This window comes from Mycobacterium sp. 852002-51961_SCH5331710 (assembly GCF_001665535.1).
Lineage (GTDB): Bacteria > Actinomycetota > Actinomycetes > Mycobacteriales > Mycobacteriaceae > Mycobacterium.
This window is the reverse complement of sequence record NZ_LZSQ01000001.1, coordinates 34266-52104: the sequence shown is the minus strand read 5'-3', so window position 1 is coordinate 52104 and position 17839 is coordinate 34266. Positions and strand designations below refer to the sequence as shown.

The 17839-nt window shown below is 68.4% G+C and carries 20 protein-coding genes; 11 read left to right on the top strand and 9 right to left on the bottom strand.

The annotated features are described in order from the left end of the window. The first annotated feature begins 10 nt into the window (after positions 1-10). Genes A5752_RS00260 through A5752_RS00245 form a run of 4 tightly spaced genes read left to right on the top strand, consistent with a single transcriptional unit; the run spans position 11 to position 3147 of the window. Positions 11-850 carry an alpha/beta hydrolase gene (locus A5752_RS00260; RefSeq protein WP_067080258.1) on the top strand — a complete coding sequence of 280 codons (840 nt, stop codon included), beginning with the start codon at positions 11-13 and terminating at the stop codon, positions 848-850. 26 nt (positions 851-876) lie between these two features. Continuing rightward, the gene (locus A5752_RS00255) at positions 877-1839 is read left to right on the top strand and encodes an alpha/beta hydrolase family protein (protein ID WP_502686592.1); all 963 of its coding nucleotides are present in this window, start codon (positions 877-879) and stop codon (positions 1837-1839) included. A 40-nt stretch (positions 1840-1879) separates the two neighbouring features. Continuing rightward, the gene (locus A5752_RS00250) at positions 1880-2656 is read left to right on the top strand and encodes a DUF2786 domain-containing protein (RefSeq protein ID WP_067080249.1); all 777 of its coding nucleotides are present in this window, start codon (positions 1880-1882) and stop codon (positions 2654-2656) included. Next, on the top strand, positions 2653-3147 hold the full coding sequence (locus A5752_RS00245) for a TIGR04338 family metallohydrolase (protein WP_067080246.1): 495 nt from the start codon (positions 2653-2655) through the stop codon (positions 3145-3147). The genes A5752_RS00250 and A5752_RS00245 overlap by 4 nt, the downstream gene beginning before the upstream one ends. On the opposite strand, the gene A5752_RS00240 is transcribed toward A5752_RS00245, so the two are convergent. The 5 genes from A5752_RS00240 to A5752_RS00220 all read right to left on the bottom strand — a co-directional run bounded on the left by A5752_RS00240 (position 3144) and on the right by A5752_RS00220 (position 8407). Continuing rightward, positions 3144-3473, bottom strand: a complete 330-nt coding sequence (locus A5752_RS00240) for a YbaB/EbfC family nucleoid-associated protein (RefSeq protein WP_156613480.1) — start codon at positions 3471-3473, stop codon at positions 3144-3146. The genes A5752_RS00245 and A5752_RS00240 overlap by 4 nt on opposite strands. Further along, positions 3470-5005 (bottom strand): PPE domain-containing protein, encoded by a 1536-nt coding sequence (locus A5752_RS28130; protein WP_067080242.1) that lies wholly within the window; start codon positions 5003-5005, stop codon positions 3470-3472. The genes A5752_RS00240 and A5752_RS28130 overlap by 4 nt, the downstream gene beginning before the upstream one ends. Positions 5006-5031: 26 nt before the next feature. Beyond that, entirely contained in the window at positions 5032-6429 is a 1398-nt protein-coding gene (eccE, locus tag A5752_RS00230) for a type VII secretion protein EccE (RefSeq protein WP_067080236.1), read from the bottom strand. After that, on the bottom strand, positions 6426-7757 hold the full coding sequence (mycP, locus tag A5752_RS00225) for a type VII secretion-associated serine protease mycosin (protein ID WP_418767586.1): 1332 nt from the start codon (positions 7755-7757) through the stop codon (positions 6426-6428). The genes eccE and mycP overlap by 4 nt, the downstream gene beginning before the upstream one ends. Positions 7758-8005: 248 nt before the next feature. Further along, the gene (locus tag A5752_RS00220; protein WP_064395079.1) at positions 8006-8407 is read right to left on the bottom strand and encodes a DUF3224 domain-containing protein; all 402 of its coding nucleotides are present in this window, start codon (positions 8405-8407) and stop codon (positions 8006-8008) included. Between the two features lie 222 nt (positions 8408-8629). Between A5752_RS00220 and manT the strand changes: the two genes are divergently transcribed. From manT to mmpH, 3 genes are read left to right on the top strand one after another with little or no spacing between them, the layout of a single operon-like run. After that, complete coding sequence (gene manT, locus A5752_RS00215) at positions 8630-9865, top strand: MMP alpha-(1->4)-mannosyltransferase (protein WP_066841919.1); 1236 nt, start codon at positions 8630-8632, stop codon at positions 9863-9865. Beyond that, the gene (locus A5752_RS00210) at positions 9859-10590 is read left to right on the top strand and encodes a class I SAM-dependent methyltransferase (RefSeq protein ID WP_067080230.1); all 732 of its coding nucleotides are present in this window, start codon (positions 9859-9861) and stop codon (positions 10588-10590) included. Before manT ends, A5752_RS00210 begins: the two co-directional genes overlap by 7 nt. Continuing rightward, positions 10577-11656, top strand: a complete 1080-nt coding sequence (gene mmpH, locus A5752_RS00205; protein ID WP_067080433.1) for an MMP endo-(1,4)-3-O-methyl-alpha-D-mannosidase — start codon at positions 10577-10579, stop codon at positions 11654-11656. The genes A5752_RS00210 and mmpH overlap by 14 nt, the downstream gene beginning before the upstream one ends. Here mmpH and A5752_RS00200 read toward each other — a convergent pair. Next, positions 11653-12303 (bottom strand): class I SAM-dependent methyltransferase, encoded by a 651-nt coding sequence (locus A5752_RS00200; protein WP_067080226.1) that lies wholly within the window; start codon positions 12301-12303, stop codon positions 11653-11655. The two genes, mmpH and A5752_RS00200, sit on opposite strands and share 4 nt — an antisense overlap. A gap of 66 nt (positions 12304-12369) precedes the next feature. On the opposite strand from A5752_RS00200, the gene A5752_RS00195 reads away from it, so the two are divergent. Next, entirely contained in the window at positions 12370-12939 is a 570-nt protein-coding gene (locus tag A5752_RS00195) for a TetR/AcrR family transcriptional regulator (protein ID WP_067080223.1), read from the top strand. A 3-nt stretch (positions 12940-12942) separates the two neighbouring features. On the opposite strand, the gene A5752_RS00190 is transcribed toward A5752_RS00195, so the two are convergent. After that, a complete protein-coding gene (locus A5752_RS00190) occupies positions 12943-13548 on the bottom strand; it encodes a TetR/AcrR family transcriptional regulator (protein ID WP_067080220.1) in 606 nt (201 codons plus the stop codon). Between the two features lie 99 nt (positions 13549-13647). On the opposite strand from A5752_RS00190, the gene A5752_RS00185 reads away from it, so the two are divergent. Further along, positions 13648-15015, top strand: coding sequence for a cytochrome P450 (locus tag A5752_RS00185; protein ID WP_067080217.1), 1368 nt, complete (start codon positions 13648-13650; stop codon positions 15013-15015). A gap of 8 nt (positions 15016-15023) precedes the next feature. Then, positions 15024-16355 carry a cytochrome P450 gene (locus tag A5752_RS00180; protein ID WP_067080430.1) on the top strand — a complete coding sequence of 444 codons (1332 nt, stop codon included), beginning with the start codon at positions 15024-15026 and terminating at the stop codon, positions 16353-16355. 18 nt (positions 16356-16373) lie between these two features. Here the strand turns inward: A5752_RS00180 and msrA are convergent, their stop codons facing one another. Beyond that, entirely contained in the window at positions 16374-16889 is a 516-nt protein-coding gene (gene msrA / locus A5752_RS00175) for a peptide-methionine (S)-S-oxide reductase MsrA (protein WP_067080214.1), read from the bottom strand. Next, complete coding sequence (gene msrB, locus A5752_RS00170) at positions 16886-17347, bottom strand: peptide-methionine (R)-S-oxide reductase MsrB (protein ID WP_067080211.1); 462 nt, start codon at positions 17345-17347, stop codon at positions 16886-16888. The genes msrA and msrB overlap by 4 nt, the downstream gene beginning before the upstream one ends. Before the next feature lie 59 nt (positions 17348-17406). On the opposite strand from msrB, the gene A5752_RS00165 reads away from it, so the two are divergent. Beyond that, the gene (locus A5752_RS00165) at positions 17407-17805 is read left to right on the top strand and encodes a hypothetical protein (RefSeq protein ID WP_067080208.1); all 399 of its coding nucleotides are present in this window, start codon (positions 17407-17409) and stop codon (positions 17803-17805) included. The last annotated feature ends 34 nt before the right edge of the window (positions 17806-17839 follow it).

The window sequence follows — 17839 nt, the reverse complement described above, 5'->3', positions numbered from 1 at the left end:
GTCTCGCTGCGTGGCCACGACCCGCAGCGAACGCAGCTTCGACGGTATCGGCGGTGTGCGCATCGTCTACGACGTCTGGACTCCCGAGCGCGATCCGCGCGGCGTGGTCGTGCTGTGCCACGGATACGCCGAGCACGCCCGCCGGTACGACCACGTCGCGCAGCGGTTCGGCGAGGCCGGCCTGCTCACCTATGCGCTGGACCTACGCGGCCACGGGCGCTCCGGCGGCAAACGGGTTTATCTGCGTCACATCGGCGAGTACACCGGCGACTTCGGAACCCTGGTGACGATCGCCGCCGACGAGCACCCGCGGCTGCCGCGCATCGTTCTCGGCCACAGCATGGGCGGCGGCGTCGTCTTCACCTACGGCGTCGAGCACCCCGACGACTACACCGCGATGGTGCTGTCGGGGCCCGCGGTCTACGCCCAGGACGCGGTGTCTCCGGTCATGATCACGGTCGCCAAGGTCCTCGGCAGCATCCTGCCGGGCCTGCCCGTTGAGCAACTGCCCACCGAAGCGGTGTCGCGGGACCCCGACGTGGTGGCCGCGTACATGGCCGACCCGATGGTGCACCACGGCAAGCTTCCCGCCGGGGTGGCCAAGGCGCTGATCAAGGTCGGCGAGACGATGCCGCAGCGGGCGTCCGCGCTCACCGCGCCGCTGCTGGTGGTGCACGGCGAGCAGGACAAGTTGATCCCCGTCGCGGGCAGCCGCCACCTGCTGTCGTGTGTCGCATCGACCGACGCTCACCTGAAGGTCTATCCGGAGCTCTACCACGAGGTGTTCAACGAGCCCGAGCGTGAACTCGTGCTCGACGACGTTACCTCGTGGATCGAGGCCAAGCTTTGAAAGCGGTTGTCGCCGGGGCGCTTTCACTGATCGTCGTGCTGTCGGGATGTTCGTCCGAGGGCGATGTCCAGTGGGTCGACGAGGACGTCAGCTTCACCGCCGACGAGCTGACCATCCACGGCACATACCGGCACGAGACCGGCGACGCGGTGGAGCCCGCCGCGCTGCTGATCTCCGAGAGCGGCGCCACCGACCGCAACGGCGACAACCAGGTCGCCGGGCCGGTCGGCAACATGCGCCAACTCGCCGGACTGTTGTCGGATCGCGACGTGGCCAGCCTGCGCTACGACAAGGTCGGCACCGGCCAGACCGGCCTCGGCCCGTACGCGCAGCGGCCCACCGAGGTGGTCAGTGCGGTCTACACCACGGGCGCGAAGGCCGCGGTGCGCTACCTGGCCGATCAGCCGCGGACCGACGACTCCCGCATCTCGGTCTACGCGGTGGGCGAAGGCACCATCCACGCGATGACGCTGGCCGGCGACACCGACGCCGGGGCGCCAAAGATCCACGCGCTCGGTCTCTTTCAGCCCCTGCCGGGTCGCTACCTCGACATCATCACCAACCGGGTGCGCGCCAACGCCACTCCCGAGGCGCTGTCCGCGTGGTTGGCTGCTGTCGAGCAGGTCCGGACCACGGCGACGGTGCCTGCGAACCTGCCCGAGGGCCTGGGCGCGATGCTGAACCCGGGCAATGTCAACGCGGTCGTCGAAGCCGACAAGATCGACCCGCTGACGCTGGCGGCCAAAGTGTCCGCGGGCACGCCGGTGCTGCTGACCTGTTCGGACTCCGACGCGCAGGCGTCGTGCGACTCGATCAGGCCCCTCGCCGACGCGCTTGGGCATACCGCGCTGACGGTCGTGGAGCTCAAGGGCGTCAACCACGTGCTGCGCGACGACCCGAGCGACAACGTCGCCAATTACGCCTCCCAAGATCCGCTCTCTCCACAAGTTGTCGAAGCGCTGGACCGCTTTGTCGCCGAGCAGCCCTAATCTGGCGCCATGAGGTGGGAGAGGACGAAGTGGATCGCGCATGAGTGACGACAAGATGCTGGCCCGTATCGCCGCCCTGCTGCGGCAGGCCGAGGGCACCGACAATCCGCACGAGGCGGACGCGTTCATGGCCGCTGCGCAGCGCTTGGCGACGGCCACCTCCATCGACCTGGCCGTGGCGCGGTCGCACTCCGATCAGCGCACGAAGGCGCAGATGCCGGTGCAGCGCACGATCACGATCGGCAACGCCGGCACTCGAGGGCTGCGGACGTATGTGCAGTTGTTCACGGTGATCGCACACGCCAACGACGTGAAATGCGATATCGCGTCGAATTCGACATTCGTCTACGCCTACGGGTTTCCCGAGGACATCGACGCCAGCCATGCGCTGTACGCGAGTTTGGTCATGCAGATGGTCAGGGCGTCGCAGGCCTATATCGAGTCGGGTGCTCACCGCCCCACGCCCACCATCACCGCGCGGATCAACTTCCAGTTGGCGTTCGGCGCCCGCATCGGTCAACGACTGGTCGAGGCGCGGGAGGAGGCACGCCGGGAGGCCACGAACAGCCGCAACAGCCAGCCGGGCACCGCGATTGCGTTGCGGGACAAGGATCTCGAACTGCGCGACTTCTACCGCGAGACCTCGGAGGCGCGTGGGACGTGGCGGGCGACCAGCGCGACGGCCGGCTACTCCTCGGCCGCCCGCCGTGCGGGTGACCGCGCGGGCCGCAAGGCCAGGCTCGGGCCCAGCCCGGAACTGGCGAATGCGCGTTCGGCGCTGCCGGGGAACGGGCGCCGCGCCTCCGGGGAGACGTGACGCCGCGCGACAGCCAGCGGGCGAAGGTGTACGCCGCCGAGGAGTTCGTCCGGACGTTGTTCGACCGGGCAGCCGAGCACGGCAACCGCGTCATCGACTTCTTCGGGACGACGTTGACGCTGCCGACCGAGGCGCGGTTCGCATCGGTGGAGTCGGTGCAGCGGTATGTCGACGAGGTGCTGGCGCTGCCCGCCGTGCGGCGACGGTGGCCACGGGGGGCTCCGCTCGGCGTGCGGCCCAGGCGGGGAGCCAGCGCCGCTCACTACGAACTCGACGACGACGGCGCCGTCATCGCGGTGCCGGAAGTCCGGACCCGTTGGGCATTGCGCGAATTGGTGGTGCTGCACGAGATCGCACACCACCTGTGTGAGGCGGCGCCGCCGCACGGGCCGGAGTTCGTGGGCACCTTCTGTGAACTCGCCGACACGGTGATGGGGCCAGAGGTGGCCCATGTGTTACGCGTGGTGTACGCGAAAGAGGGTGTGCGCTAGTGGTTCCCGTCGGTGATGTCGGCGACGGCGGCGTCGATCCGGTCCCGGTCGGCCTCCAGCGACGCGGTGGCCGCGGCCGTCGCGGAGTCCAGCGCCTCGTTGAGCCGCTTCTGGACCTCCTCGACGCCCAGACTCAGCAGGCCGTCCTCGATGGCCACGCCCGTCAGCTGGTGGTGACCGTCCAACGTCACCTGTACAGTCTCGGATTCGTCGGTGCCGGTGAAGGTTTGAGAATTCATCCGGTCCAGCTGGTCGTCCATCAGGGACTGCAACTGCTGCGCCTGCCGCAACACGGCGGCGACGTCGGGGTGCATCTCGTCGCTCACGTGTCGTCTCGGCTCTCGCCGTCGGCGACCGCCCTGCGCCTGCGAATGCCGACGACCGCCTCGGTCCACGGCCGGTCCTCGGTGTAGAGGTCCTCGTCGGGCGCGACTCGGGGATCGCGCCGCTTCTCCTTGCCATGCTGGGCGCCCGCACCGTGCGCCATCGGGGCCATACCCCCGGCCATGGTCGTACCCGCGCGCCCCTCCGTCGAGGATCCCGGTGCGGCACCCGCCGCGGCAGGCACGGTCGGCGCGGGAGCGACCGTCTCCGCGGTGACCGGCGCCGACATCGGCGTCGCAGGCATGCCACCGCCGCCTGCGGCACCACCGCCCCTGCCACCGCCTGCCGCGGCACCGCCGACAGCGGCGGGGCGCACGTGCGGTTCGGTCGACTTCGGGCCTGACGTCGAAGCCCCAGCCGGCGCACTACCGCCAGCCGGCGCAGCACCGCCCGAGGGCGCGCCACCGCCCGTGGGCGCACCACCGCCGGCCGGAGCGCGACCTCCGGCCCGAGCACCACCCGAACGCCCCGCACCAACGGTCCTGTCCGCTATCCCGGACGGCTGCGGGCCGTACAACGGCACACCCGCGCGACCGCCGCCGGGTTGCGACTCGGTGCCGCCGGGGCCACCGACGACGGCAGCGCTGTCGGCGTCCGGGCCGGACGGCATCGCGGGCCGCACGGGTGAGAAGGTCGCCCCGCTCGCATAGTCCTGGCGCACGTCGTCGGACTGCTGCTGCAGCTCCTGCATCCGCCTCTGGATCTTCGCCATATCGTTGGAAGTCGCGACCGAGTTACCCACGGTCGCCCGGGCCGCGAGCTCACGCAACTGCGTCTCCAATGCCGCGTACTCAGTGTGGATGCCCGCATGCTCGGCCTTTGCGGCGTCATGTGCCGCAATGATTTTCGCCGCCGCCTCCGCGAGGTCGTGCCACCCCTCGGCGAGTTGTTCCAGCCAGCCGCTGAACTCGGCCATCCTGGCGTACGCGGCGTCGGCGGCCCGTCCCTCCCAATCGCCGGTGGGCGGGCGCGGCGCGGCGTCCCTGGCCCGGTTACTGGCCAAACCCCATTGCAGCATGGCCATTTTCAGCGATGCGCCGTTGTCCCCGGCGACCAGGTCGGCCTGCGTCTCGTGCACGTCGCTGTAGCCGGCCGCATCGAGTGGCTGCGGAGTGCCGACCGGATGGGGAAGCGCGGGCGGTGGCGTCGCCGGGGCGGGCACCGCGATCGCATCGACCGCTGCCCGTCGGTTGGGGTTCTCGATGGCTCGCCCGCAGGTTTCGTCGACCTCGGTGTAGGCGTCGGCGGCGATCTGCAGCATTTCGGCGACGCGTTGGTTCTCCGTCTCGGCCCACCGCTGAAACTCCAGCAGCGACTGCGCGTTCGCGTTCAGGTTGGCGACCGCGGCCGCCGAGGACGGCAACGCATCCGGCGGCACCACCGCTTCGGCGACGGGGCTGTGCCACTGCGTCCCGTGCATCTCTGCGGACTGCTTGGTGAGCTCCGCCGGTTCGACCCGCTGGATCTCGCCCATCGTTACCCCTGCGCCCGCATGTCGGCTCAGCCCTCGAGGACCATCTGGTAGCGGCTTTCCTCGCGCGGATTGATCAGCCTTATCGGCAGTTGGCGATGACGGGGCGTCTCGATGTGGTTGTTGCGCAACGTCACCCGGCCGAGGCCCGGGTGCGGGCCCAGGTACGTCGTCGCATGCGGCCACGCCACCTTGGCCTCGTCTCCGATCCTGGCGTTGACGTATCCGGCGAACTCGTTGAACTGCGGCGTCAGAGTGACCACGGCGCCTGCCGCCGCCGACCGCACGATGAACTGGGTGAACAGTCGGGAGTCGCCGAGGTTGATGCTCACGTCGACGTCGTCGAACGGTATGTAGACGGGGTAGCGGTCGGCGGTCTCGCCGACCAGCACCCCCGCCGACCCGATCGGCAGCTCGTAGTGGCGGTCGCCGACCGGGCTGATGCCGTGCAGAGCCGCCCGCTGCCCGCCGAACAGGCACGAAAAGCCGCGCGGTGTAGCGGGATTGGCCAAAGTGGTCAGCAGCACCGTCGAGCGTGGTGCCTCACCGGGCCGGATGCGGACCCGGGTGATCGTATGGTCGGCGCGTGCCGACCACCACACGTCCGGTCCACCCGGCGCGGTGTAGGCCGCGGTGAACGTGCTGCGGCCCTTGATCGCCGACCACGTCTCACGCTCGAAACTGATCTCGGTGGCCCGATCGAGATCGTCGAAACTGCGCGCGGGGCGGGCATCGATTCCGTTGCCGGCCAACTGATCCGCGATTCGGGTGGCCGAGGCCACCAGGTACCGCGCCAGCCCGGCGACCCCGGACTCGCGGCGCTGCGACGACTTGCGCGTGGACTCGGGATCGGCGCGCAGCACGATCCAGGTGCGCCGGCTTGCCGGAGCCGGATACGGGCCGACAACCTGTTCGTACAGCGAAATCAGCGTGGCTGGAGCGGTTTTGCCCACGCGATACCCCGACGACACCACGTCGGCCTCGAGGTCAGGGCAGTGCGCGGCCACGAGGTGTTCGACGAGCCGGGTGTCGACGACGTCGTCGGTGAACGCCGCGCCGTTGACGATCACCGTCGGGGTGAACGGACGCGGCACCAGTTCGATGGCCGCCGTCAGGTGCTCGTCCTGCCATCGCACGGCGACGTGATCGCCCGGCATCACGGTCGCGCCCACCCCGGGTTCGGACGGACGCTGCGGAACGTCGCGGTGCCTGCGCCGCCACGCGAACACAGCCGCCACCCAACCGGTGATCCGCAGCCCACGAATCGTCACCACCGAGCCCAGCCCGATCAGCACGGCGAGCGTGATCCCGAGCCACAACAGGTTCAGCTCGGCGAACACCAGGACCGTCGCGGGGATCAGCGCCGCCGCCCAGATCGCGTGGCCCGTCGTGAAGCGCAGGCCGAACATGCCGACAATTCTGTTCATCGGCGCCTCAATGCGCGACGGGCCAGCGCGCCGAGCCCGAGCGCGGCCGCCAGCCCGGCTCCGACGACGACCACCGCGGTGATCGGCCCGCGATCCGGCGGTGGGGTGAACACCGGCGGGGGAAGCTCCTTGACCCGGTACTGCACCTGCTCCGGCCCCGGGGGCACATCCCACGTCAACGCGGCGACGGGGTCGACGGCCCCGGCGCCCACATAGTTGTCGACGCCACCGCCCGGGTGACGCGCCGTCGCGGTGATCCGGTTCATGATCTGGGCCGGCGTGAGCGCGGGGAAGCGCTGCTTGAGCAGCGCAGCCAGCCCGGAGACATAGGCCGCGGCGAACGACGTGCCGCTGATCGGAATCGGGCCGTCCTGGCCCTGCAACGCGTTGACCGGATTGCCGTCGTAACCGAGCGCGACGAGGTTCTCGGCAGGCGCCGCGGCGCCGAGCCACGGGCCCGACATCGAGAACGTGCTCGGTTGTCCGTTCGGCGCGATTCCGCCGACCGTCAGCACGAGCGGTGAGTACCACGCCGGGCTGACGATCGTCTGTACCTGTTTCCAGCCGCGCGGATCGGTCGGAACCGCGGGATCGGCGGGCGGGTTCTGCGCGCAATCCTGGCCGGTGTTGCCCGCGGCGACGACGATGACCGCGCCCTTGACGTTGACCGCGTAGTTGATCGCGGCGCCCAGGCTGGTCTCGTTGATCGGGCGGGTGACCTTGTAGCAGGCCGCCTCGCTGATGTTGATGACCTGTGCGCCGAGATTGGCTGCGTGCACCACCGCCCGCGCGAGGCTGCGCAGCGATCCGGCGGTCTGGGTGGCGTTTGGGTCGTTGGGGTCCTGGCGCGTACCCACCGTCTGGAACGCCTCGGAGGTCTGTCGCAGCGACAGTATGCGGGCGTCGGGCGCGACACCGACGAAGCCGTCGTTCGGCGCGGGCCGCCCCGCGATGATCGACGCGGTCAACGTGCCGTGCGCATCGCAGTCCGACATGCCGTTTCCGGCCTGGTCGACGAAGTCTCCACCCGGTTCGGCGGGCACCCGCGGTGAGCCGACGACACCGGTGTCGATCACTGCGACCGTCACGCCCGCGCCCGTCGCGAACTTCTGCGCCTCGGACAACCGCAGGTAGTCGTTCGCCCACGGCCGGTCGGCGAAGTTCGCGTTCGGAAACACCGTCGGCGCCGAGCAGACCCGGCGCTGCTCCATCGGCTGATCCGGCCCGGTCTCGTCCGGGGGCACGGCCGCGGGATCAATCGTCGGTGGCTCGATCGCCGTCGCCGGAGGGGCGGCGATCAATGTCAGCAACAGCGCAGCCGTCAGCACGCCGACGCGTTCGAAGAAGCGCCGCACGCGCTACGCCCCTCCGCGGCGGCCGGACTGGTCGGCGGGGTGCCACGACACCGGCAGCAAACTCAAATCTGCCCGCTGCGCAGGGCAAACGCTCACGTCACGCCGATGGGCCGATTGCACGCAGCCAATCTTAAGGGGCCGCTCGGGGGAGTCATGCCACTATCTGGTGGCATACGCCCGCCACCAGGGGCTGCCCCGTCGGTTACCGCAGCGCCTGCGACCTAGGTGACCGCGATGTCCAGACCGTCGACGTCGAGGGTAAGTGCCCCCGCGGGGTCGGCGCGGAACTTCCCGTTGCCGGCCGCCTCGGCCAGCCCGCCGGTGCCCGATGCGATCCGCACCTCTCCACTGGCCACGCCGTCTCGGTAGGCGCCGTCGTGCAGCAACACCAAGCCGCCGGTCGCGCCCGCGATGGTGCCGGTGACGTGCTCGATGCCGACGAACAACGCGCTCTTGTCCGGTCCGTAGGCCAACAGCCACTTGGTCGTCGACGTGCCCTGGATGTCGCCCTCGTAGCGTTTCGAGACCAGGGCCTCGGTGAGCTTGGTGGCCTCGTCGCCGTTCTCGAACGGCGTCTCATCCCAGCTGGCGATCTGGAAGGTCGCCTCGATGTGTCTGCTCATGACCGGCGGATACCCGGTCACCGGAGCGCGGAACCGAGAGGCCGACGGGCAGCACCCCCGGTCACTGTGATAGTCAAGGCATCACGGCCGCGTTGCGTCCGCTAGCACGTCAAACTATAGTCTGGACACATGTCCAGAAGGTTCGGAGTTGTTGCGTGACACGATTTGTCCAGCTCACCGGCCCTGGATTCAGCCGCTTCTGCGCATCGTCTTGAGTTGAACATGCGCATCGCACTTCTGTCGTACCGGAGCAAGACCCACTGTGGTGGGCAGGGCGTCTATGTCCGCTACCTGTCCCGCGGCCTCGCGGACCTGGGCCACGAGGTCGAGGTGTTCTCGGGCCAGCCATATCCGGAGGAACTCGATCCCCGCGTTCGGCTGACCGAGGTGCCCAGCCTGGACCTCTACCGGGAACCCGATCCGTTCCGGATCCCGTGGCCCAACGAGATCAAGACGTCGATCGACCTGCTCGAGCTGCTGACCACGTGGACGGCGGGCTTCCCCGAACCCCGCACGTTCAGCCTGCGCGCCGCGCGGGTGCTGGCCGAACGTCGCCACGAGTTCGACGTCGTGCACGACAACCAGTGCCTGGGCACCGGGCTGCGCAAGATCGCAGGCCTCGGCCTTCCGGTGGTCGCCACCGTGCATCACCCGATCACCCGCGACAAGGTGGTCGACGTCGCCGCCGCCAAGTGGTGGCGCAAACCGCTGGTGAGACGGTGGTACGGCTTCGCCGAAATGCAGAAGCAGGTGGCATGCGAGATCCCCGAACTGCTGACCGTGTCGTCGACGTCGGCGGCTGACATCGCCGAGGACTTCGGCGTCGCGCCCAGCCAGCTGCACGTCGTGCCGCTGGGCGTGGACACGGCGATGTTCAAGCCCGCTGAGCGACGGGTGCGCAACCGCATCATCGCGATCGCCAGCGCCGATGTTCCCCTCAAAGGCGTCAGGCACCTGCTGCACGCAGTGGCCCGCCTGCGCGTCGAACGCGATCTCGAACTGCAGCTCGTCGCCAAGCTGGAACCGAACGGTCCGACCGAAAAGCTGATCGCCGAGCTCGGCATCTCCGACATCGTGCACAGCTCAAGCGGGTTGTCCGACAGCGAGCTGGCCGACCTGCTGGCCTCGGCCGAAGTCGCTTGCATCCCATCGCTTTACGAAGGGTTCTCGTTGCCGGCGGTGGAGGCCATGGCCAGCGGCACGCCCATCGTGGCCAGCCGCGCCGGTGCGCTGCCCGAGGTGGTGGGCGCCGACGGCGATTGCGCCCGGCTGGTCAAGCCCGCCGACGTCGACGAATTGACCGCGGTGCTCGGCGAACTGCTCGACTCACCGCGTGAGCTGGCCCGCCTCGGCGCGAACGGACGCAAGCGCGCGGTAGAGGTGTTCAGCTGGCAATCGGTTGCCGCGCAGACGGTTGCGGTCTACGAGATGGCGCGCGAACGGGTCGGCGCATGCTGACGGTCGACTTCGACCGGCTCGGCGTCGGCGAGGGCACGAAGGTGATCGACGTGGGTTGCGGCGCGGGCCGGCACAGCTTCGAGGCCTTCCGGCGCGGAGCGGACGTCGTCGCGTTCGACCAGAGCGCCGCCGATCTCAACGACGTCGACGAGATCCTGACAGCCATGCGCGAGCAGGGTGAGGCGCCGCCGACGGCCAAGGCCGAGGCGGTCAAGGGTGACGCGCTCGATCTGCCTTATGCCGACGGCACTTTCGATTGCGTGATCGCTTCGGAAATTCTCGAACACGTGCCCCAGGACGAAAAGGCGATCGCCGAGCTGGTCCGGGTGCTCAAGCCCGGCGGAACGCTCGCCGTCACGGTGCCGCGGTGGCTCCCCGAGAAGCTCTGCTGGGTGCTGTCCGACGAGTACCACGCCAACGAGGGCGGGCACGTGCGGATCTATCACGCCGACCGGCTGCGCGACAAAGTGCTCGCCCATGGCCTTCGACTCGAGCACACCCATCATGCGCACGCCTTGCACTCCCCGTACTGGTGGCTCAAATGCGCGGTGGGAACCGAGAATTCGGATCACGTCGCGGTGAAGGCATACCACCGGATGTTGGTGTGGGACATGATGAGCCGCCCGTGGCTGACCAAGACGGCCGAGTCGCTGCTCAACCCGCTGATCGGCAAGAGCGTCGCGTTGTACTTCACGAAACCGGTGGGTGCAGGTGCTGACGCCTAAACTCGACGGCGTCCCGGGCGTTCCCGGGGTGCTGACACCCGAACAGTGCCGTCAGACCGCGAAATCGATTGCCGCTACCCAGGAATCCTCGGGTGCGCTGCCGTGGTTCGACGGAGGCCACACTGATCCGTGGGATCACATCGAGAACGCGATGGCACTGACGGTCGCCGGGTTGCTGGAGCCGGCACGCGCGGCGTTCGAATGGTCGCGCACGCACCAGCGCCGCGACGGATCGTGGCCCATCCAGTTGCGCAACGGCGTCATCGAGGACGCCAACAGCGACAGCAACTTCTGCGCCTACATCGCCACCGGCGTGTGGCACCACGTGCTGGTCACCGGTGACCGCCGTTTCGCTGAGACGATGTGGCCGGTGGTCACCAAGGCGATCGACTTCGTGCTCGGCATGCAGCTCAGTGGCGGTGAGATCGCCTGGGCGAGAAGTCCTTCGGCCATCGAACCCGAAGCCCTGCTGACGGGGTGCGCGAGCATCTACCACAGCATCCGGTGTGCGCTGGCGCTCGCGGACTACTTCGACGACCCGCAGCCGGAATGGGAGGTCGCGGTCGGCAGGCTCGGCCACGCGATCGCCCACCATCCCGAGGCGTTCACGGTGAAGGACCGCTGGTCGATGGAGTGGTACTACCCGGTGCTGACCGGCGCGGTGCGCGGTCCCGCTGCGCGGATGCGGATCGACGAGCGGTGGCACGACTTCGTGGTTCCCGGCCTGGGTATCCGCTGCGTAGACGACCGGCCGTGGGTGACCGGGGCCGAAACCTGTGAACTGGTACTGGCTTTGGACGCGATGGGTGACGCGGTGCGCGCCAGGGAGCAGTTCGCCGCGATGCACCATCTACGTGAGGACGACGGCTCCTACTGGACGGGTCTGGTGTTCGCCGACGGCAAGCGCTGGCCGGAGGAACGCACCACGTGGACCGGCGCGGCGATGATTCTGGCCGCCGACGCGCTGTCGTCGACGTCGGCCGCCAGCGGCATCTTCCGGGGCGCGGACCTTCCGCGCGGCCTCGAAGGCGAGTACGACTGCGAGTGTGCGACCAGCGACCGCTAGTCCAGCGGCTCGCCGACGACGCCGTCCGTGCGCTCGAGCACGCGCATGGATCCGGTTGCCGAAACCTCGCGAAAATGGTTGGTGTTCAACGCCCGTTGGTAGATGTGGAACGGCGCCTGCCCGCCCTCGTCGGGGTTGGGAAACACGTCGTGGATGACGAGCGCCGCGCCCACCTCCACCCATTTGGCCCAGCCGTCGAAGTCGCGCTGTGCGGCTTCCTCGGTGTGGCCGCCGTCGATGAACAGAAAGCGCAACGAAGTTCGCCATCCCCGCGCCACCACCGGTGACCGGCCGACGATCGCGACGACGTGGTCGTCGAGGCCGGCGGCGTCGAGCGTGTGCCGCGCCGTCGGCAACGTGTCGAACAGGCCGGTGACGGGATCAACCATCGACTCGTCGTGGTACTCCCACCCCGGCTGGTGTTCTTCTGAGCCGTGGTGGTGGTCGACGGTGTAGATCACGCCGCCGGTCTGCTGTGCGGCGGCGCCGAGCAGCACGGTGGACTTGCCGCAGTATGTGCCGATCTCGACGCCGATGCCGTCGCCGAGATACTTCACAGCAGCGTCGAACAGGGCCCGGCCCTCGTCGTAGGGCATGAATCCGATGACCTGCTCGGCAAGGGCGAAGAGTTCGTCTGTGGTGCGCATCGGTGACTCAATCTAGTCGCAGCGGATCGTTGCTGGTGCAGGGGTGTTGTAGTAGCGTCCGGACATGTGTCCGACACGGCCATGGAGTCGACTCGGCGCCGTCTGACCGCCAAACAAGCCGACACTGTCGACCGCCTCGGTCGCGCCGCGGTCGAACTGCTCAACCGCGATGGCTTCGCCGGTCTAACGGTGCGCCGAGTGGCCGCCGATGCCGGCGTCGGGGCGGCCACCGCCTACACCTACTTCTCCTCCAAGGAACACCTTGTCGCCGAGGTGTTCTGGCGCAGGCTCGCGGCATCGCCACCGGCGGCGCACGAGTCCGAGGACCCCGCTGCCCGGGTCATCGAGGTGCTGCGCCACATCGCCTTGCTGGTCGCCGACGAGCCCGCGTTCGCCGGTGCGGTGACGACGGCGCTGCTTGGTCGCGACCCCGACGTCGAGGTGCTGCGGCTGCGCATCGGCCGCGCGATCCGCGACCGGCTGGCCGCGGCGTTGGGCGCCGACACGGATCCCGACGTCATCGACACGCTGGAGATGCTGTACTCCGGCGCGCTGGTGCGCGCAGGCATGGGATACGCGTCGTACGCCGAAATCGCGGAGCGACTGGAGAAATCGGCGCGGCTGATCCTGAACTGATCCTCAGCGCGAGCCGAGGATCGCCACCGAAGCGGTGATCGCCGGCTCGATGATGCCGCCCAGGTCGTGGCCGTCCTCGACGAAGAGCGCGGTCAGCTCGCGCAGGCCGCCAAGGATGATGAGCGCCAGGGGACGCGACAGCGGAGCCAGCGAAGCGCGTTCGAATCCCGGCGTGCTGCTGATGTCGACCAGCATGTCGGTGAAATGCTCCATGGCCTCGCGATGCAGCGGATGTGCGACGGCGCCCAGTGCGGGCGCCTCACGGATCCACGCCAGCGTGATGGCCGGTCGCGCCGCGATGTGGTCGACGTAGGCGGTCACCGCTGAGCGGATCTGGGCCCGCCAATCGGCATCGGGATCCGCGGCTGCGCGCACGCCGGCGATCATCGTCTCGTTGTTGCGCCGCAGCAGCTCGATCAGGCATTCCTCTTTGCTCGCGAACTGTTCGTAGAACGTACGCTTCGAGGTTCTCGCCTGCCGAACGATGTCGGCGACGGTGGTGTCGCGATAGCCGCGTTCGGTGATCGAGGCGGCCATACCGTCGAGCAGGCGGTCGCGGAACGCGCCGTCGGCCGCGGTATGCACGCCGTTGTCCAGCGCAGTGGTCATACCGCCTCCTCGACAGCCTTGCGTCTGCTGGTACCAAGCGGTACCGTACTACACGAACCTACGGTACATCGTAGTACCGGGGAACTGGCTGGGAGCGTCATGAGCGAAGCTTTGGTCGTCGAGAAGCCCACACCTGCAGCGGCGTCGCCTGCCGCGGTCAACCTGCCACCGAAGGCGCGGATTCCCAAGCCGCTGCTGGGTCTCGCGTTCGCGGTTTCGCGGCGCTGGACCGTCGCCCAGTTCGCCCGCCTCCACGGCCCGGTCTTCACCATGAACGTCCCGGTCTTCGGACGCACAGTCGTCGTCGGCGACCCGCAGCTGGCCAAACAGATGTTCATGGCCAATACCGACGACGTCGGCAACATCCAACCCAACCTGTCGCGCGTGCTGGGCCCCGGTTCGGTGTTCGCGCTCGACGGGTCCGAACACCGGCGGCGGCGCCGGCTGCTGACACCGCCGTTCCACGGCAGGAGCGTCAAGAACTACGAGGCGATCTTCGAAGAGGAGACCCTGCGCGAATCGGCGAACTGGCCCGAGGGTCAGGCATTTCCGACCCTGGAACCGATGATGCGGATCACCCTCAACGCGATCCTGCGTGCGGTGTTCGGCGCCGACGGCGAGCAGTTGGACGACCTGCGGCGCATCATCCCGCCATGGGTGACGCTCGGTTCGCGCCTGGCGTCGTTGCCCGCACCGTCACGCACATACGGAAGGTTCAGTCCGTGGGGGCGGCTGGCCGAGTACCGCAGGCAATACGACGAGGTCATCGACAAGCTGATCGACCGGGTCACGGCCGACCCCGGATTCGAGGAGCGGACCGACGTTCTTGCGCTGTTGCTCGCCAGCACCTATGAGGACGGTAGCGCCATGTCCCGCAAGGACATCGGCGACGAACTGCTGACCCTCCTTGCGGCCGGACACGAGACCACGGCCTCGACCCTGGCCTGGGCGTTCGAGCGGATCACCCGCCATCCCGACGTCCTTGCCAAGCTGGTGACCGAGGCGGAGACCGACGGCAACGACTACCGCCAGGCCGTCCTTGGGGAGGTGCAGCGGTCGCGCACGGTGATCGACTTCGCGGGCAGGCACGTCTACGCGTCGACCTTTGAGCTAGGCGAATGGGTTGTCCCGCAGGGCTATACGATGCTAGCGAGCATCTCGCTGATGCACGACAGGGCCGCTGAGTTTCCCGATCCCGAGCGCTTCGACCCGCAGCGCTTCGTCGACGAGCGACCGCCGACGTTCGCCTTCATCCCGTTCGGCGGGGGGACCCGCCGCTGTGTCGGCGCCGTGTTCGCCAACGTCGAGATGGACGTGGTGCTGCGGACTGTATTGCGCCACTTCGTGATCGACACCACCGCGGCGCCCGCGGAGAAGACGCACTCGCGCGGCGTGGCTTACACCCCGAAGGACGGCGGCCGCATCGTGGTGCACCGCCGCAACACACCGCTCGCGCAGGAGGAGTGAAGGAACCGATGACGAACGCTACCGCCGCCGACCAGCAAGCCCCGGTCACACCCGGCAAGTTGCCGCCGGCGGTACCGCTGCCCAAACCCGTCCAGATGGTGCTGATGGCGGGATTTCGCCGCTGGTTCCTGGGCAAGGCGCTTCAGCGATACGGCCCGGTGTTCGCGATCAACGTGCCATTTTTCGGCCGCAGCGTGGTGATCGCCGATCCAGCGCTGATCCGCACCGTGTATCTCGCGAGCACCGACGACCTGATCAACGTCCAGCCGAACCTCAGCCGAATTTTCGGCCCCGGTTCGGTTTTCGCGCTCGACGGCGTCGAGCACCGCAAGCGCCGCAAGCTGCTCGCGCCGCCGTTCCACGGCCAGAGCATCAAGAACTACGAGAAGATCATCGAGGAGGAGACGCTCCGCGAGACCGCGACCTGGCCCGAGGGCGTCGAGTTCGCGACGCTCGAACCGATGAACCGGATCACGCTGAATGTCATCCTGCGCACCGTGTTCGGGGCTGACGGGGCCGAACTGGACTATCTGCGCGAGATCATCCCGCCGTGGGCCAAGCTCGGTTCGCGCATGGCGACATTGCCCGAGCCATCTTTCAAGACCGGTCGCTACAGCCCGTGGGGCCGCCTGGAGACGTTCCGCCGCAACTTCGACCGGACCGTTTTCGCGTTGATCGACAAAGCCGAGGCCGACCCCGCTCGCGAGGAGCGCACGGACATCCTGGCGCTGCTACTGGGCAGCACCTATGAGGACGGCACCCCGATGTCGCACCAGGACATCTCCGACGAGCTGCTCACCCTTCTCGGCGCCGGCCACGAGACGACGGCGTCGACGCTCGGCTGGGCGTTCGAACGGTTGCGCCGCCATCCCGCGGTGCTGGCCAAGCTGGTCGAGGAGAACGACGCCGGCGGCAACGAGTACCGCCAGGCCTTCATCAACGAGTTGCAGCGCAACCGGACCGTCATCGACTTCTCCGGACGCCACGTGCTGGCACCGCATTTCGACGCCGGCAAGTGGCGGATTCCCCACGGCTACACCGTGATGGTGGCGCTGGCGAACATGCACGCCAACCCGGACGTGTTCCCCGACCCCGAACGCTTCGATCCCGACCGGTTCATGGGCAAGCGCCCGCCGACGGCGTGGGTGCCGTTCGGTGGCGGGACCCGCCGATGCATCGGCGCCGCGTTCGCCAACGTCGAGATGGACGTCGTACTGCGAACGATCCTGCGCCACTTCGTGATCGAGACCGACACTGCACCCGACGAGAAGGTGCACTTCCGCGGGATCGCGTTCACCCCGAAGGACGGCGGCCGCGTCGTGGTGCGCCACCGCCGGTAACCGAGCGCGTCGGTGTTCCTACTGGTTGGCCGTTTCGCGCTTGGGCAGCTTCCAGCCCGGGCGCGGGAAGTGGCAGGTGTAACCGCTCGGGTAGCGCTCCAAGTAATCCTGGTGCTCGGGCTCGGCCTCCCAGAAGTCGGCGGCCGGGGTCACCTCGGTGACGACCTTGCCGGGCCACAGTCCTGACGCATCCACATCGGCGATGGTGTCCAGCGCGACGCGCTTCTGCTCGTCGTCGAGGTAGAAGATCGCCGACCGGTAGCTTGTGCCGATATCGTTGCCCTGACGGTTCTTCGTGGTCGGATCGTGGATCTGGAAGAAGAACTCCAGCAATGCGCGGTAGTCGGTCCGCGCCGGGTCGTAGACGATCTCAATCGCCTCGGCGTGGCCGGGGTGATTGCGGTACGTGGGATTGGCGTTCTCGCCGCCGGTGTAGCCGACACGCGTCGACACCACGCCCGGTTGCCTACGGATCAGATCCTGCATGCCCCAGAAGCAACCGCCCGCCAGGATGGCTCTCTTGTGGTCGCTCATGCTTGCGCCTCCTCATTCACGAACAGCTTCTTGTAATCGCCATACCCCTCGGCCTCGAGGTCGTCGAGGTGGATGAATCTCAGCGAAGCGGAGTTGATGCAGTAGCGCAACCCACCCTCTGCGCGGGGGCCGTCGGTGAAGACATGGCCGAGGTGGCTGTCGCCGTGCGCCGAGCGCACCTCGGTGCGGACCATCAGGTGCGAGAAGTCGCGCTTCTCGACGACGTTGGTCGCTTCGATCGGACGGGTGAAGCTGGGCCACCCGGTCCCGCTGTCGAACTTGTCGACAGAGGCGAACAACGGCTCGCCCGAGACCACGTCGACGTAGATGCCCGGCTCGTGGTTGTCCCAGTACTCGCCGGTGAAGGGCCGCTCCGTGCCGTTTTTCTGTGTGACCTGGTACTGCTCCGGCGACAACGCGTTCACTGCGGCCGGATTCTTGTTGTATTGCTTTGCCATAGTGCCTGTATAACCACCGAATCGACCGCCATGTTCCAGTCGGCGATTACGGTTGTGTGATGCGCACATTCCTCGCCGTGATGGCCGCTGTGCTGGCCGTGTGGGCGGCCCCGGCGGCAGCGGCCGAGACGGCCGTACTGTCCGAGCGGCCCGGCCATCCGGGCCTGCTGTTCATCGACAATCCCGCGATCGTCGACCCGCAGCCGATGCGCGCCGAGTCCTACAACCGCGTCGCGGGCGACCGCGCCGTCGGCGTGCACTTCACCACCGGCACCCCGCAGTGTTACGGCGTGCACGCGTCCGTGCTGGAGACACCCGAGACCGTCACCGTCGAACTCTTCGGCGGCGCGCTTCCCGAAGCCGCGGGCCGGCCGTGCATCATGATCGCGGTGTCGGGGATCCTCGAGGTCCCGCTGCAGAATCCGCTGGGCAGCCGCCAGGTGCTGACCGCGTTCTGACCCTCGACAAGCTCGGTAGAACGTGTTCTAGTTC